Annotated in this window: 8 protein-coding genes; 7 read left to right on the top strand and 1 reads right to left on the bottom strand. The window is 37.1% G+C overall.

The genetic code is table 11. The features are described from left to right. Positions 1–4 precede the first annotated feature (4 nt). Positions 5–2,293: a GH92 family glycosyl hydrolase gene (locus tag I5M32_RS11695; protein ID WP_200586522.1), complete on the bottom strand. Its 2,289-nt coding sequence runs from the start codon at positions 2,291–2,293 to the stop codon at positions 5–7. 329 nt (positions 2,294–2,622) lie between these two features. Here I5M32_RS11695 and I5M32_RS11690 point away from each other — a divergent pair, with 329 nt between their 5' ends. From I5M32_RS11690 to I5M32_RS11660, 7 genes are all read left to right on the top strand, one after another. Next, positions 2,623–5,061: a hypothetical protein gene (locus I5M32_RS11690; RefSeq protein ID WP_200586513.1), complete on the top strand. Its 2,439-nt coding sequence runs from the start codon at positions 2,623–2,625 to the stop codon at positions 5,059–5,061. Between the two features lie 898 nt (positions 5,062–5,959). Next, positions 5,960–9,067, top strand: coding sequence for a SusC/RagA family TonB-linked outer membrane protein (locus I5M32_RS11685; protein WP_200586511.1), 3,108 nt, complete (start codon positions 5,960–5,962; stop codon positions 9,065–9,067). Positions 9,068–9,087: 20 nt separating this feature from the next. Beyond that, the gene (locus I5M32_RS11680; RefSeq protein WP_200586509.1) at positions 9,088–10,626 is read left to right on the top strand and encodes a RagB/SusD family nutrient uptake outer membrane protein; all 1,539 of its coding nucleotides are present in this window, start codon (positions 9,088–9,090) and stop codon (positions 10,624–10,626) included. A gap of 42 nt (positions 10,627–10,668) precedes the next feature. Beyond that, positions 10,669–12,129 (top strand): sulfatase, encoded by a 1,461-nt coding sequence (locus I5M32_RS11675; protein ID WP_200586507.1) that lies wholly within the window; start codon positions 10,669–10,671, stop codon positions 12,127–12,129. Positions 12,130–12,160: 31 nt separating this feature from the next. Then, on the top strand, positions 12,161–13,543 hold the full coding sequence (locus tag I5M32_RS11670) for a hypothetical protein (RefSeq protein ID WP_200586506.1): 1,383 nt from the start codon (positions 12,161–12,163) through the stop codon (positions 13,541–13,543). 197 nt (positions 13,544–13,740) lie between these two features. Then, on the top strand, positions 13,741–15,144 hold the full coding sequence (locus I5M32_RS11665; protein ID WP_200586504.1) for a hypothetical protein: 1,404 nt from the start codon (positions 13,741–13,743) through the stop codon (positions 15,142–15,144). Positions 15,145–15,285: 141 nt separating this feature from the next. Beyond that, a complete protein-coding gene (locus I5M32_RS11660) occupies positions 15,286–17,523 on the top strand; it encodes a glycoside hydrolase family 2 protein (protein WP_200586502.1) in 2,238 nt (745 codons plus the stop codon). Positions 17,524–17,736 lie beyond the last annotated feature (213 nt).

Raw genomic sequence — 17,736 nt, 5'->3', positions numbered from 1 at the left:
CTTTTTAAGGTTGATTGCTCATCTTGAAATTTAAAGTGGCTCCCTTTAAAATCTCTAAATGGTTGATATAACGCCGCTCGGTATCTGTTCCATTTTCTTGCACAGATTTAATATAACACCGCTCTGCAGAGGTCCCATCTGCATTAATTATCAGGTGTTTATTGTTCTGCAGGCTGATATCAACTTGGTCAAAAATAGGGCTACCAAATTCATACTCGGGGTTTTGCTCTGTTCCTCCGTTCATCTGGAAAAGCCCAATTTTCATCAAAACAGCTAAACTCCCCATTAAGCCTTGGTCTTCATCGCCATTGTAGCCCGTATCTGGGGATAAACCACTAAAAACTTTATCAACAACACGCCTAGACCAATATTGTGTAAGATCTGGCCTACCCAACTGATTAAATATAAATGCTGTTTGTATGGAAGGCTGATTGCCATAATTGATAGGGATGCGCTTATACTCTGGGTGAGTTTCTTCTGCATGGGAAGTGCCCGCCGTAAATCCGAGTTTTTGGGCCAACTCAAACTGCGCATTTAGTTTATCTACCGCTTTTTCTTTACCTCCCATCATTTGCGCCAAACCTGCCATATCTTGAGGGACATACCAAGTGTTTTGTGCACCATTTGCTTCTATAAAGCCTTTCCCAAACTGGTAGGGATCATACTTTTTTAACCAATTCCCGTTTACATCCTTCGGGCGCATCCATCCTATGCTTTCATCAAAAACATTTCTCCAGTTAGATGAACGTTTGATAAAGTAATTATAATCTTCTGTTAAGTTCAGTTTTTTTGCCAGTTGCGCCAATGTCCAATCCTGATAGGCATATTCTAAAGTTAAACTTGCCCCATCTTGGTGCGAAGCAAAATTTCCGTCGGGATTGGGATAAGGGACGTAACCTTTTTTGATATAATATGCTAAGCCGCCGCCCTTAGCGGTCTTGTGCTCATAACCAGCTTTTTCCATCATACCGCCGGCTATGTGGTTTCTTTTCAAGGTTTGATAAACCTCTTGCAGATTCTCTGTAATTAAGCCTTTTTGCACTGCGCTCACTAAAAAAGGGGTTGTGCCAGCGCCGGTCATTACGTAAGTATAATTACCGCCCGATGGGCCACGAGGAACAAATCCTCCATCTTTTGCATATTGTAAAAGCGAATTAGAAAAACTCGCCATTACCTCTGGGTAAACCAAGCCCCAAAGTGTTTGGATAGTCCACTGCGATCCCCAAAAAGCATCAGAATTATACTGCTCAAATTTTGGTTTTCCGTTTTTATCCAGTGGCAATTGCCCAATGCGAAAGTTTTGTCCCGTGTTATCAGGATAGGCTCCATTAGCATCACTAATAGTTCTACGGCCTTGTAAAGCATGCCATAGATCGGTATAAAATCTTCGTTGTTGAATTTCTGTACCACCTTTTATTTTTATCCTAGCCAACATCCCATTCCACTCTTTTTTTGCATCTTCCACTATCGCATTAAAATCCCATTTGGGAAGTTCAGAATTGATATTGCTTTTTGCATTAGCCAATGAGGTGTAGGAAATACCTGCTTTCATTAAAACGGTTGCCTTTTTTTTATCTGTAAATACCAAGTAATTCCCAGTTTTTTCATCTCTATTTAAGGAGTCGATATTCGCATTAAGTACTATCTGGAAAAACACCTTAAAAACTTTTGGCCGGCGCATGGTTGGCGACATTGTTATTTCACCCGAAAGTGTTTTTGCGCCTGTTTGTTCCATTTTTCCATCCACGTTATTGCAAGGCCCCAAAAGGGTATTTAGGTTAAAAAGTATTGCTGGCGTAACTGCTTTTGGGAAAGTGTATCTATGAAAACCAACTCTTTTTGTGCTGGTGAGTTCGGCAGTTATCCCATACCTTTCTAATTTAACCAAATGATAGCCCGGAGAGACTTTTTCATTGCTATGTTTAAATTTGGAGTAAAAATCGGTAAAAACATTTTGCTTATTTTGATTGGTAATAGTTACCGGCATTACCGATAAAGCCGAAATTTGCCAACCATGCACATGGCTAAAACCCTTGATGGTATCTGTTTGGTAACGATAACCGCTATCCCAAGCACCATTAAGTTGAGTATCGGGACTTAGGTTTACCATCCCAAAGGGGCGAGAGGCCGATGAAAAGAAAAACCAACGCGAATGCTCGGTATCTAATTGCGGGTAAACCAGATCTACCGGTTTTTTTGCTTTTTGCTGCTTTTGTTGGGCAAAAACTGCTTGCAAAAAAATGAAAATAAAAAACAGAAAAAAACTGTAAGCTTTGAAAAAAAATTTGCCCATTGGTATCTCTTAACGGTTATAGCACCCAATTATAATGTAACATTACACCATCTAAATTTTATAAATATCTCAAAGATGCAAGATCAAAGTTAAACCTGATCATCAAAAATAAAATAGATTTTTATCGTTATATGATAGATTTTTTGATAGTTAATGATTTTTTGATCCCAAATACCTTTAATTCCTTAAAGTCAAATCCACAAAATTTAATCACAAAACCGCTAATTTATCCATCATTTACCTATAAATCTCTATTTACATTTATCTGTAAAAAAACAATATTTGCTGTCGTGTTCATTTAACAAAAGCTTCGACCCCTATTCTCGCTTATGCTTAAAAATATCAAAACGGTTATTTTGTTGCTGATGAGTTGCCTTGCAACAAATGCACAAAGTGCCGATAAAACTTACTCGCTAAAATCTACTGCCGGAAATTGGGAAGCCACTATCAATAGCAAAGGTGCTATTGAAAGTTTAAAAATGTGTTTTAACGGAAAATCAACAGCTATCCCGTGGAGAACAGATGAATGGGGCGGCCCTTCATGGCAGGGTGTTGATCTGCATAAAACTAAAAGTGAGGGCTTATATTTTGAAGGAAAGAAAGATCAGCAAACCTACAGCATAGAATATGCTGACGTTGAGGGGCAGCTGACCATAATTGCGGAATTAAAAAATGAAAGTAATACGGTTTTTAACGTTGCGCCTTACGCCAGATTAAATATTGGCATAGACAATGAATTAAAAGACCCTGCAACTTATTTTCAAAACTTTTTCCCTACTTTATTACGTTGCGAGAAGACTCATTTTTGGGGATATTTCCAAAACCCAAACGGGCAGATACTTGCCATTGGTTCTCCCGATGCTGTTGCATCCAGGCAAATTGAATATATTGGGCAAGGTCATCGTATCGCTACAAGTAGCTTAGATATGTTGCATGTTTTACCGCTGCCTCCACGCCATCCGCAAGAACTTACCAATCTGGCTCCCAGAGCATCCAAAAAATGGCGAATAATATTGCAACCTATTTCTTCCCTATCCGAAGTTACCCCGGCAATTGCAACTATATGCAAAGCTCCGTCAATCAGTTTAGACCGTACCACCATCGCTCCGGGCGAACAATTGGAAATCAAGATTTATAACAATATCATCCCGCTTGTTAATATTACCAATCCATCAGGGAAAGAATTGAAACTACCGAAACCTTTGATCGGAAAAAACTTCATCCGTTATGTTTTGCCATCTCCTAAAATTGTGGGAAATTATACCATCACAGCAAAAGGTAACGAAAAAGTGAGTGAAGCGATTTTTCATGTGCGCAAACCTTGGGGCTGGTATTTAAAACAAGCCAGAGCCGAAGCCTTACGTATGCAAATAAAACCTCAGAAACATCGTGAAGGCTGGCTTGGCTTCTTTAGTGCTTATTGGGCGCAGTTATATTTCCCCGATGATAAGAAATTAGCCGAAACTGAAAAAGTTTTTAAAAACTTTTATTCGCTGATGGTGGATACCACCATCACAGATTTTTATCACAGCAAACCCACCTGGGACACGCGTCCTCAAAATACATCGTGGATTGTTGGAATGATGACCGCAAGGTATGCTGCAACTAAAAAAATTGAAAATCTGGAAGAGGCTTCAAAATGGGGAGACCTTTTGATCAGGAAATTTCAACTGCCAAACGGAGCTTATAAGGGATATACTGCGCTTACTTTGGGCTCTAAATTTTTAAGTGAACTTGCCTGGTACGAACGCCAATTGGCAGAAAAAGATTCGGTTTGGAAAGCCAGGTACAAGCGACATGTACTTTCTGTAAAAAAAGCAACAGCCAATTTATATAGCGTTGGCGATTTGGGCGATACGGAAGGGCAGGCAACCTACGAGGACAACCAGGCTGGAAGCGCCTGGTCTTTATTGGCTTTGGATGCTTTAAACTGCACAGATACAACTTTGCGCAGAAAATATATAGAAAGCAGCTTAGAAATTCAGAAAAGACATGAGTGCTTAACGCAGGCTCTCATTCCAGACGGACGAATGCGAGGTGGAACATTACGATTTTGGGAAGCACAATACGATATTTTAACCACGCCAAATATGATGAACTCGCCACACGGATGGACGATGCGGAGTCAGTTTGGTGCATTATACCTTTATCTTTTAACCGGCGAGGAACGTTTTTTAAATATCATGAACAATGCCATGGGCGCATGTGTGCAGGCGATTGATGAAAAAACGGGCACTTTACGCTGGGCATTTGTGCCAGACCCCTATATTGAAGCGGAGCAATTTGTACAAGACAGTGCCCATCCCGGAAAAGGAAAAATTGTGAAAAATGTTATTGGCGAGCAATGGTTGCCGATGATTAGCGATTGGTGGCGTGTACCGGAAGGGGAAATAGGAAACCTTACCCAATTTAAAGAATTAGGACATCAGGGGGTTTCGCAGGGATGGAGTTGCGATAATGATGTGCATGAACATTTTAGGGTACTTACCGAAGAATTTGTTCCGAATGCTTTTGTGCTGGAGCGTGAAGACGGAAGTTTAAGAACGTTGAATTGTGCAGTGAAACGTAAAGGGAATACACTTTACGTGAATTTACCAGAAAAAGTAGTATCAAGAGTTCATTTTAATTTAAAGAATAACTACCAGGTTGTAGTTCCGTTTTCTGCAGAAAAAGTTAAACAAAAAGTAGCCAGAGGAATGCACTGGGTTGGCCCGGGAGTTAAAGCTGCAATCGCTCCGGATTTGTATTTATCGGGGAAGATAAATTAAGGCATCAATCCATATTTATGTGTTTGTCAATGCCTAAAAAAATTTATTGCTTTTTAACAAAAAACTTGTGTTTAATATTAACCCATTAATAAGCCGGTTTTAAACCTAAGTCGCAAAAGTTACTGTTTTTAATGGCTAACCTTTTTAGGCATAAAACTTAAAGTGGTTACAGCTAATTGGCAGAATATAAACAGCCAATTTCACATTTATTTAGGTTAACCTTTTCTTAAGCCTATTTACATCGTATTTAAAGGCATTCTGAAATGATCCTCGTCCGCATGCAGATTCCTTATACAGAACAGAAAATAGATTTTTGCCTGTACTTCTCCAATTTATTTTGAATAAATGAAGTTCATAAAAAATAGCACCTCAAATTACATGGAATAAAACCGCTAAAATGAATAAAATTTTGTTAAAAAATAAACCATAAAGCCTTTAACCACGCTTTTATCAAAATTCAAATCCTACCGGTTGACCAACAATAATATTATGAATAATAAATGTTGTTTTTTACTAGATTAAAACATCAATAAAAACTTAATATTATCCATTTTTAAGATGTTGATTATATTTAATAGCTCGTTTTTTTAACTAAAAAATTTATCCTTAATCGGTCAGAAAGACACATTTAAGTGATTTTAAATCCTTAGACAGAAAAAACAAGTTCAACCAGATTAAAAGCCCCTTTTTAATAATAATAAAATAATCCATTATTTTCCTAAAAAAATCTATTTAATGCTGTTTTAAAAAATTTGACATTTGTTAAACCAGTTAGGCCATTTTTAAAATTCAGGATTATTTTAAATTTTCTGTAGTTGATCTAAAATCAAAATTCTGTTTTTTATTTTTTGCCCATTTCTATATAAACCCAAATAAACTCTAAATTAAATTTAACATTATGACATTTCTAAAACTTTACCCTAAGTTAATCAAGTTTCACTTCATTGATCTTACTATGAATGTGAAATTCTTATTGTTTGTATTCTTGCTGTTTTTTGCAGTAAATTCTTACGCAAAAAAGAGCGTTGTTTCCGAAATAAAAAAAGCGAAATCATCCATTTTAACGGTTAAAGGCAAAGTAAGCGACACGGATGGGCAACCTTTGGTTGGAGTGGTAGTAACCGTAAAAGGCCAAAAAATAAATGCACAAACCAATGCCGATGGTAATTACCAAATTACCGCAAACCCAGGTGATATATTGGTTTTTAGCTATTTGGGCTTTCAAACCAAAGAAATTACTGTAGGCAGTAATACGGTAATCAATGTAAAATTGGAGGTTAACATAGGTTCTTTAGATGAAGTTGTGGTTGTGGGCTATGGCACTCAAAAAAAATCTACGCTAACGGGCTCGGTTTCAAGTGTCGATTTTAAAAATTTAGAAAATATACCGCAATCTAGTACGCTTAATATCTTATCGGGAAGAGTAGCGGGTTTATCGGTTGTACAGCAGAGTGGGCAACCAGGAGACGATGGTTCTGAAGTAAGTTTGAGAGGCCCATTAAATACTGATATTTCAGATTCATCCCCATTGGTTATAATAGATGGCGTTCTTTCTAGCTTAAAAGATTTAAGCACTCTTTCTCCGCAACAGATTTCTAATGTATCTGTACTAAAAGACGCATCTGCCACAGCAATTTATGGTGCCAGGGGTGGTAATGGAGTAATATTGGTAAGTACAAAAACACCTGCCGCCGGTAAAATGAGGGTGGTTTTTGATTCTTTCTATGGTTTACAAAAAGCTACCTATCTACCAGATTTTGTAGAATCTTGGCAATGGATGGAATTGCAAAACCAAGCCACAAATAGGCTTTTATTCCCTCTTGAAGCTATTGATGCCGTAAAAAAAGGGATCTTAACTGATACATTTGCCAACAACGATCCAGTAAAACACGTTTTTAGGGATGCCCCAATGAGTAATTATAACTTAGCGATAAGTGGTGGTAGCGAGACATTAAAATTTCAAGGTTCTATTGGATATTTAGACCAAGAAGGCATCATGAAAAACACCAATAGTAACAGAATTAATTATCGTTCTAATTTAACTTCAATTGTATCTAAAAATTTAGAAATTGGCGGAAACTTATCTGGTTATTTCCAAAACAATCATCGGGGTTATTATAGAACTGATCAGGTTTTAACGCAATTGTACCGCTCCTATCCTATCACTCCTGATACGTATTCTAACGGAAGCCCAGGTGTTATAAACCTTTACAATGGAACCAATATTCCGCCTGCAGATCTTTACCAAACTTTGGGCTCTTCTAATGATAAAATCCAAAAAAACAACTATGTAACTTATTTACAATTAAAACCTTTAAAAGGATTGGTATTACGATCTACCATTTCTTATTCTCAACAACAAAATATTGGCAGAGATTTTCTTCCTACTTTCAGTTATGCCGATCCATCTGGCACCCCGGCGTTTATAAATAAAATCAACGTATTAACAAATAGCAGCAACACCTCTAAACAGTTCCAAATTAGCAATACGGGTGTATATTCTTTTAAAATCACAAAAAAAGGATCATCTTCTGTATTATTAGGACAAGAATATACCAACTTCAAAAACGAGTATTTTGGATCTAAAGGATCTAATTTACCAAATAACGATCAACAAGAATTAGATAGGGTTACCACAGACTTTAATCCCTTTGGGAACGAATACGCTTGGAGGCTGCAATCTTTTTTCGGCAGATTTAATTACAATTTTGATAGAAAATACTTTTTTGAGGCAAGTTTTAGGGCAGATGGATCGTCTAGATTTCCAGTTACTAAGAGGTATAGTTATTTCCCATCCGCCTCTGCGGCTTGGGTTGTTTCAAACGAAAGTTTCTTTAAGAACCTAATGGGAGAAAAAAGCGTCATTGATCAATTGAAATTCCGTTTTAGCATTGGTAAGGCAGGGAACGATAGAATTGGTAATTACAGCTATCAACAAACTCTTAACCTAGATAATTACTACTATTTTGGCAATAACTTATCCCCAGGTGCAGCCCCAAGAAATTATGCAAACCCAGATATCCAATGGGAAACTACCACCAGTAAAGACCTAGGTTTAGATTTAACCATGCTTAAAGGCAAATTAGACCTTACGGCAGATGTTTACGACCGTACAACCGATGGTTTATTGTACACGCTACCATTAGCGCCGTCTTTTGGACTAATAAACCCCGCAGTACAAAATATAGCGGTTGTTAATAATCGTGGTTATGAGTTTGATTTACATTATAGGGGCGGATCTGGAAAGTTTAGATATAATATTGGCGGTAACCTTGCTTATGTAAAAAACAAAATTGTAGATCTGAAAGGTGTAACCGCAATTTCTGGCGCAAACATACTAGAAGAAGGGCAAGATGTAAATGCTTTTTATGGTTATAAAACTAACGGGCTTTTCCGTACTGCAGAAGACGTGGCGAATTATCCAAGCTACAGCAGAGGATTTATTTTGGGCTCCCTCAAGTATGTTGATCTAAACGGCGATAAGGTTATTAATGATGATGACAGGACTGTTCTGGGTACCGGCAGCACACCCTACACTTATGGGATAAGCGGAGGTGCTTCCTATAAAAACTTCGACTTCAGTTTTTTAATGCAAGGAGTGCAAGGCAAAAGCGTTTATACTTATGATTGGGGCAATAGACCCGGTAATGCAGGTATATTAAACTTTTGGCAGCAATGGTATGATGATCGTTTTGATGCAACCAACAATCCAAACGGTACCTACCCAGCTTTGGGTAGAGGTGTACCTGCCTTAGTTTCTGACTTTTATGTACGAAACGCTTCTTACATCAGGCTTAAAAACGTAGAAATAGGCTATAGTTTAACCCAAAAATCCTCTAATAAGATAGGCATCTCTAGTTTGCGTTTCTATGTTAGCGGACAAAACATATTCACGGTTACACCATTAATTCACCAAATAGACCCAGAAAGAGCGGCCAGACTAAATGGCAACACCAACTACCCTCAAACTTCGGTATTTACGGCAGGTCTTAATGCTTCTTTTTAATCGATTAAAAAATTAAAATCATGAAAAATTTTAAAATACACAGTTTTCTCATCGTTTTGGGTTTGATCATCCTTTGCGGTTGCGATAAAAGCGCACTTACTTTAACTGATCCTAATAATGTGGTTACAACAGATTTTTATAGATCAGAAGGCGATGCTTTGATAGGGCTTGCAGGCGTTCTTGACGCTTACCAATCAAATAACTTGATGGGAAGAAAATACAGGGAGTTTGATCATATTACTGATAACGCTACCACGGTGCAAGGAACCGGATGGAACGATTTTGAAACAGATGTTCAATCCGGAACATCCACATTGGTAAATAATGTTTTCTGGCCTTCTTATTATACGGTTATCGCAAGGGCAAATGATGTTATAGCTAATTTACAAAAAATGCCCTCAGGCTCAATAACTGATGCTTCAAAAAACAGGATTCTTGCAGAAGCTTCTTTTCTTAGGGATTACGCATACTGTGATCTTACCGCCCTTTGGGGAAATGTGCCATTATATTTAAAACCTTTGGGCCCCTTTGAAGACCCCAACGGAGCCACACCAAAAGCAGAGATATACACTACCATGATCAATGATCTAAAAGCGATGATTCCTAATCTTCCGCTAACCATTTCTTCTAGTGAAAAAGGAAGGATACCAAGGGGTGCGGCACAAGCTTTACTAGGTAAGTATTATTTATATCAAAAAGACTATGTAAATGCGGCTGCGATACTTAAGGTTGTTATTGATAGTAAAGTATATTCGCTTTACCCTAATTATGCAGATCTTTTTACAGAAAAAGGTGAGTTTTCTTCAGAAAGTTTGTTTGAGATAAATTTTACACCTAACAGCCTTGATAGAGGCGAGAATTTTTCTTTTCAAGTTGATACAAACGCTGCATTAGTGGTACCGTCTCAACATTGGGTGCCAATTGCAAGTTTGGTAAATTCTTATTTATGTAAAGATGGAAAACCAATTGCAGCAGACCCAACTTATGGCGCTAAATCTTCTTTGTATTTATCTACCAAACCTTATGCAAACAGAGATCCACGCTTAACAGCTACGATATATACCAATGCAGATGTTACACCTAGCGGCAAAAAGGTTTGGAAATGGGCAAACGTAAATAGTTTTGCAGTAAAAAAATATAGTACGATAAGCAACCTGCAATATTCTAATGGAGGGCCACAAAACTATTATGTTATACGTTATGCAGATGTATTATTAATGTATGCCGAGGCACAAAACGAAGCTGTTAGCGTACCAGATCAAAGTATTTATGATGCTGTGAATTTAATTAGAGACAGGGTAACAATGCCCCACTACCCTACTGGCCTGTCGCAAGATCAAATGAGGCAATACATCAGGGACGAAAGACGCTGGGAATTTGCACTAGAGCATCAAAGATATTTTGATACCCAACGCTGGGGAATTACCGGCCAATTAGTTAGGGCGGTATTACCAAAAAAATTGTTTACAGAACCAAGGGATTTTCTTTGGCCATATCCTCAAAACGAGTTCGATAGAAATGCGGCCCTAAAAGCACAAGGTCAGAATCCTGGTTTCTAGATCAACCAAACAAATATGCTAGGTAACAAACATTTAATAAGCATGTTAGCGGTAATAATTACCGCTAACGTGTCTTGTAACCAAAAAATTATTGCTCAAAAAAAGGTTGCAAAACAACCTAATGTGGTTTTTATCTTAATCGATGATCTAGGTTGGGCAGACACCTCTCCCTTTGGGAGCACTTTTTATGAGACACCCAACATCAGTAAACTAGCATCCGAAGGGATGAAGTTTACCAATGCCTATGCAGCCTGTCCGGTTTGTTCACCAACAAGGGCCAGCATCATGAGCGGGAAATATCCTGTTACCATGAACACAACCGATTGGTTTGGGGCACCACAACCACAAGCAATTGAAAAAAACATCAAGAACAAGAAAAATTTCCCGCTTCTACCTGCAAGTTATATCTCTCATCTCCCATTAAAAGAAGAAACTATAGCAGAAGCCTTAAAGACCGCAGGTTACAATACTTTTATTGCTGGTAAATGGCATTTAGGAGAAGAAGAAAAGTACTGGCCAGAGCATCAAGGCTTTGACATCAATAAAGGTGGGTATTTTATGGGGCATCCAAATTTGAACAGAAAGCTTGATTACGACGGTTATTTTTCTCCTTATGGTAACCCACGTTTAGAAGATGGCCCTAAAGGAGAATATCTTCCGATGAGGCTCGCAGCTGAGACTAATCATTTTATGGAAGAGAACAAAGACAAACCCTTTTTCGCTTATTTCTCTATGTATTCTGTGCATACACCACTTCAGGCAAGCGAAGAATTGATAGAAAAATACCGTAAAAAAAGGGAAAAGCTGGGCCTAACGGATGAAGTTGGAAAAGAAGGAAACGTAAACGTTAGGTTAAACCAAAGCAATATAACCTATGCCGCGATGGTAGAAGCTATGGATATAGCTGTTGGGAAAGTTTTGGATAAGATTAAAGAATTAGGCATTGAGGATAATACACTTGTGGTATTCTTTTCTGATAACGGCGGATTATCTACCACAGAGGGGATGCCTACATCCAATCTCCCTTTAAGAGGAGGTAAAGGTTGGATGTATGAAGGCGGTATTAGAGAGCCCATGATTGTTCGTTGGCCAAAAGTTGTAGAACCAGGAAGTGTTTGCGCTACACCTATTATCAGTAATGATTTTTACCCTACCATTTTAAACGCGTTACACTTGCCGCTTATACCTTCTCAGCATACAGGAGGGAAAAGTATTTTGCCTTTGCTTGAGCAGAAAAAAATGGAAAACAGACCATTATTTTGGCACTACCCTCATTACGGAAACCAAGGTGGAGCACCTGCCTCTGCTGTTAGAGACGGCCACTGGAAATTGATTCATTGGTATGTTGAAGATAGATATGAACTTTTCAATTTGAAGGATGATATAGGTGAACACAATAACCTTGTAAAGAAAAACCCAAAAGAAACTGAAAAACTTAAACAAGAATTACAAGCTTGGTTAAAATCTGAGAATGCAATATTGCCCCAAAAGTGGAACAATTAAATCTAATCAATATCTTAAAAGCCGTATAAAAATGAAAAAATTTTTAATATTATTCTATCTTACTTTGGCTTTTGTAGCTTGTAAAAAAGACAAGAAACAACCCGCTCCTACCCCAACTCCCGATCCTCTAAAAACAACTGATCTAAGTGTTTGGGCCAATGATAAAGTAACGATCAACCCAGAGATTTTTGGTGTAAATAACGACTGGAAAACTATCACGAACACAAATTTTCCTGCTTTTGCAAACAACCTAAAATTAATGAATTATAAATTGATGAGGTATCCTGGCGGTTGGGAATCTGAATATTATGATTGGAATAACAACACCACACCCGGATGGGATAAAACCCCTGATTCTCCTGGTGCTTCTGTTGCTTCATTAAAGGCCAATGTTGATAGTTACAGTATTGTGGTGCCTACTGTAAAAGCTATGAATGAGCAGGTATTTTCTACAAATTGGTGGAGTGCCGTAAGCTCTCTTAAAAATACTGCCGTAAATGCAATTAATAAGGCCGACCCTTCTAAAGTAAAAATTGTTGAAATAGGGAACGAATGGTTTTTACAATGGGGAGGAGGCGTTAGTAGGGCAGATAAACTTACCAAATATGCTAAAATTGCAATGAATATTGCAGAATACATTGATCAGCAATTTCCAAACAGAACTTTTAAATTGTTGGTAAATGGTGATTATACTGTGCCTTCTGAGTTTGCAGATATGAAAAATGCCTTTACAAAATCATATAATTCTATAGATGGCGTTGCATTACACACCTATACCGGATATACCACAGATGATCATAATATCAAAGACCTAGCCGCTCGCATTAAAGATTGTGCAAATAATTTTAATCCGGCAAAGAATTATGTTTATTGTTCTGAATGGATTCCTTCGAGAGCATACAATGATGGTAAGCTATATATGGAAGCAGCTAATATCATACCCGATATTATTCATATATATGCTCGTTCTGGGGTAAATGCCGCTGCATACTGGCCTCCGGCAAATAACTCCATCCCGGGTTTGGGATTATTTAATCCAGGCCAAACAGCAACTTATCCGTGTGCCCAAATTATGGGAGAATTATCCAAGTCTTATACCGGCGAGGCTTTAAAGACTACCTCTTCAGATATTCATATTTCTGCTACATTAAATGATAATAATACTATCACCCTATTTGTTACTGGTAGCAACCAACCAGCATCGGATGTAAGTATCAAAATAAACGACTTTGCCGTTGGCTCTATACAAAGCGTAACCAAATTAAGGCCTAGCGATTATTATAAAACAGATGATTCAAAACCTTATTTAACAGAAAATGCCTCTGCAACTTTAGATCAGGCCAACAACAAAATTAATTTCACGATAAATAAAGCAGGTAAGTATGAGATTTTTAAAATTGTACTTAAAAAATGATTTAAGTGATGTTAAGCGTAAATTTTAAACCTTTTTATTTAACATCTAAAATTAGATCCTATAAACCTTGCCAAAGAATAATTAATTAGGCATTATGGATATTATTGAGCCTTTGTGTTTCAGAATTAGTTAATAATCGTTTTTAAACTTTCATAAGAAATATAACAATTCATACAAACCAATTAAAATCAAATAAAATGAAAAGAACATTTATTTTTTTTGCTATAGGTACGGCTATCAGTTTTGCTGGTTGTAAAAAAACAACTATTAAACAAGACGTTACCTCTAAAGATTACGACAAGCAGTTACAAACACTTGCGGTAAACAATTTAACGGTATGGGCAAATGATAAGGTTGCGATAAACCCAAATATTTTTGGTGTAAATAATGATTGGAAAACGGTTACCAATACTAATTTCCCGGCATTTGCAAATAATTTAGATGCCATTCATTATAAGCTTATGAGATTTCCGGGCGGTTGGGAATCTGAATACTATGACTGGGATAACAACACAACACCAGGCTGGAACAATAAACCAGCTTCTCCGGGCGCTTCAGTTGCAACATTAAAAGCCAATGTTTCTAACTACAGTATTGTGGTGCCTACCGTAAAAGCTATGAATGAACAGGTATTTTCTACAAATTGGTGGAGCGCCGTGAGCACCCTTAAAAATACTGCCGTAAATGCGATCAATAAAGCGGGTGCAAACAAAGTTCAAGTTGTTGAGATTGGAAACGAATGGTGGTTGCAGTGGGGAGGCGGAGTTAGCAGGGCCGATAAGCTAACAAAATATGCAAAAGTAGCTATGAATATAGCTGAGTATATTGATCAGCAGTTTCCGAACAGAACTTTTAAAATAACCGTAAACGGAGATTATACGGTACCATCTGAGTTTACTGATATGAAAAATGCGTTTACCAAGGCATATAATGTAATTGATGGTGTATCCTTACATACCTATACTGGTTATTCTACCACAGATCATAACATCGCCGATCTAGCAAACCGTATCCAACAATGTGCTAATAACTTTAATCCAGCCAAAAACTTTGTTTATTGCTCAGAATGGATGCCATCTAAAGGATATAATAATGGTAAATTATATATGGAAGCAGCAAACGTGATTCCGGATATTGTACAAATAATGGCCCGTTCAAGAGTGGATGCAGCAGCATATTGGCCACCGGTAAATAATTCGGTCCCAGGTTTAGGTTTGTTTAATCCTGCTCAAACTGTTACCTATCCCTGCGCTCAAATATTAAATGAATTAGCACTTGGCTATACAGGTGATGCTGTTAATACGGCTTCTAGCAATGTACATATTGCTGCTGCATTAAATAATACCACAACTCTAACGCTTTTTATTACGGGAAGTGATCAACCTTCATCTTCTGTAAGCATTAAAATTAATGGCTTCACGGTAGCATCAATACAAAGTGTCAAAAAATTTAGGCCAAATGATTATTCCCAAACAAATGCCTCACAACCCTTCGTTACCGAAAACGCAACGGCAACACTTGATGCTGCTAACAATAAGATCAATTTTACTATAAATAGTGCGGGGAAGTACGAGATATATAAAATTGTGTTAAAAAAATAGAATAATAATATAACCATGAACAATAGATGAGTGAAACAATATCCATTTCACTCATCTTTTTTTTTTGATACTGATGAGAAAATCAATAGCTCAAATTTTAGAATGGTTAAATGAATAAATAGCCGTTAAATTATTATATAAATGATCATTAATATAAACTCTTTTCAAAATAAAAGAACAATTTCACTAATCTTTTTCATTACTGTATATGCACTTTTGGCATCCGCACAAGAAAAGCAACCTGTAATAGAAAGGATAAAAACAAAATGGGCCCAAACCGTAACGGCTGATAATGTTTGGAGAACTTACCCTCGCCCACAATTAAAGCGTGAAAATTGGTTAAATTTGAATGGGGAGTGGGAATATAAGGTTACAAATATCAACGCCGTTAAACCAACCACAAACTATGATGGGCAAATCCTTGTTCCGTTTTGCATAGAGTCATCTTTATCAGGTGTAACAAAGGCGTTTAAACCTACCGACAAATTATGGTACAAAAGAACCTTTATTATTGATAAAAGTTGGAAGGGACAAAATATCATACTGAATTTTGGGGCAGTAGATTATGAAGCTACCGTTTGGATAAACAAAAAACTTGTTGGTAAACATATAGGTGGTTATGATGCTTTTAGCTTTGATATCACAAAATACCTTAATAATAGCGGCGAACAACTGATTGAGGTAGCCGTGGTGGACCCTACCGATTCGCAATCTATCATCCGCGGGAAACAGCAGCTAGAACCAAGCAGGATTAGATATACAGCCGTATCTGGAATTTGGCAGACCGTATGGTTAGAACCTGTTGAAAAAACCTCAATCAATAGTTTTTTACCAGAAACAAATATTGATAATGGAGTAGTAAAAATCAATACTTCTATCAATGGATCGTCTGGTGATGAGCAACTATTGGTAAAAGTTTTAAAAGATGGCAAGGAAATTTTTAAGCAAAAGTTTGAATATAAAAATACAGTTGAAATCAAGCTTGATAAATTTGATCTTTGGTGGCCAGAATTACCAAATCTTTATAAAATTGAAGTGACACTATCTAGGGATAAAAAAGTTTTGGATCACGTAAGGAGCTACTTCGCCATGCGAAAAGTAGAAGCAAGATTTGATGAGAAGGGGTATAGAAGGGTTTTTCTAAACAATAAACCATTGTTCCAATTTGGGACACTTGATCAAGGCTGGTGGCCCGATGGACTATATACCGCACCATCTGCAGAAGCATTAAAATGGGATATTGAACAACTCAAAGAAATAGGCTTCAACACGTTTCGCAAACACATTAAAGTAGAGCCAGCTTTATACTATTATTACACAGATTCTATCGGGATGATGGTTTGGCAAGATATGCCTTCGGGAATGTCAAGACCTAAGCAGGACACAGAAATGGTGAAGTTTGGCCAAAAGAATGATTGGGATGCAGATTCAGCTTACCATAAACAATGGAAAAATGAATTTGATGCGATGGTTAATAATTTGAGGTTTTTTCCTAGCATTACTACTTGGGTAATTTTTAATGAAGGTTGGGGGCAATTTGATACAGAGAATTTAGTTAAAAGGGCTGCAGAAATGGATAAAACCAGAATTATTGATGGTGTTTCTGGATGGGAAGACCGTAAGGTTGGAGATATGATAGACATCCATAACTACCCATCAAGTACGATGCAATTGCCGCAGTTTTATGAAAACAGAATTGCTGCCATTGGAGAGTTTGGAGGCTTGGGATTAGCAGTAAAAGGGCATCTTTGGGATGCAAACAAGAAAAATTGGGGATATAGGGATATTGACGACCAAGCTTCTTTTTCGAGAGAATTTTTGAAATTAGTTAACGATTTAAAAACGTTGATTCCACAAGGTTTAGGTGCTGCAATATATACGCAAACAACAGATGTGGAAGGAGAGGTAAACGGGTTGATAACTTACGACAGGAAAGTTATCAAAGTTAACAAGGCTGAGTCTCATGACAAAATTTCTGAACTGTACAACATTAGCCCTGAACCTCTTAAAATTTTAATTTCTGATGCTAGAAGAGAGCAGAATTATAAACTGGTTAAGTTAAATAACAATCCTTTAGAAAAAAAACAGATGCCTTTTGCGGTTAAGTCTAAAGCAAAAATAACTTCGCAAGAAAAATTCTCTTTAGATGCTATACCAAAAAACTTATCGTTTTGGTTAAAAGGGAGCGGCGGAGATGTTACCATTAAAATAAACGGAAAAGAAATGACTCCTTTTGTAAGCAGAAATAGTTATTACTATAATCAGTTCAATATTAGCAATGCCAGCAGTTTTTTAAAACTTGGAGAAAACATATTTGAGGTTACAGTAGATCTTTCTGTAGAAAAAGCATCTTTTGATTACGGATTGGTGGGCTTTTAATTCTTAAACCCATAAACAGAAAGCCGTAAGTATAACCTTTCGGCTTTTTTTTATTTGAAATCGATTTTGTTTACCGCTGTTTGATGAATTTGAAAACACCTAGCACAAATGAATTTCATTCAACGAAATTAAATTATCCATTATTACAATAAGAATATCCATTTAAGCCTAAAACATCATTAAGTACCTTGTACAAGGCTTATTTCTATTATA

The sequence above is a fragment of the Pedobacter segetis genome (assembly GCF_016623585.1).
GTDB lineage: Bacteria > Bacteroidota > Bacteroidia > Sphingobacteriales > Sphingobacteriaceae > Pseudopedobacter > Pseudopedobacter segetis.
Note: the sequence above shows the minus strand (reverse complement) of the source record. Positions and strands in the feature narration are given on the sequence as shown.

Bases quoted from the DNA above. Each gene is read 5' to 3' on its own strand.
- I5M32_RS11675 (WP_200586507.1), top strand. From the start codon at position 10,669: ATGTTAGCGGTAATAATTACCGCTAACGTGTCTTGTAACCAAAAAATT.
- I5M32_RS11685 (WP_200586511.1), top strand. From the start codon at position 5,960: ATGACATTTCTAAAACTTTACCCTAAGTTAATCAAGTTTCACTTCATT.
- I5M32_RS11695 (WP_200586522.1), bottom strand. From the start codon at position 2,293: ATGGGCAAATTTTTTTTCAAAGCTTACAGTTTTTTTCTGTTTTTTATT.
- I5M32_RS11660 (WP_200586502.1), top strand. From the start codon at position 15,286: ATGATCATTAATATAAACTCTTTTCAAAATAAAAGAACAATTTCACTA.
- I5M32_RS11680 (WP_200586509.1), top strand. From the start codon at position 9,088: ATGAAAAATTTTAAAATACACAGTTTTCTCATCGTTTTGGGTTTGATC.
- I5M32_RS11665 (WP_200586504.1), top strand. From the start codon at position 13,741: ATGAAAAGAACATTTATTTTTTTTGCTATAGGTACGGCTATCAGTTTT.
- I5M32_RS11670 (WP_200586506.1), top strand. From the start codon at position 12,161: ATGAAAAAATTTTTAATATTATTCTATCTTACTTTGGCTTTTGTAGCT.
- I5M32_RS11690 (WP_200586513.1), top strand. From the start codon at position 2,623: ATGCTTAAAAATATCAAAACGGTTATTTTGTTGCTGATGAGTTGCCTT.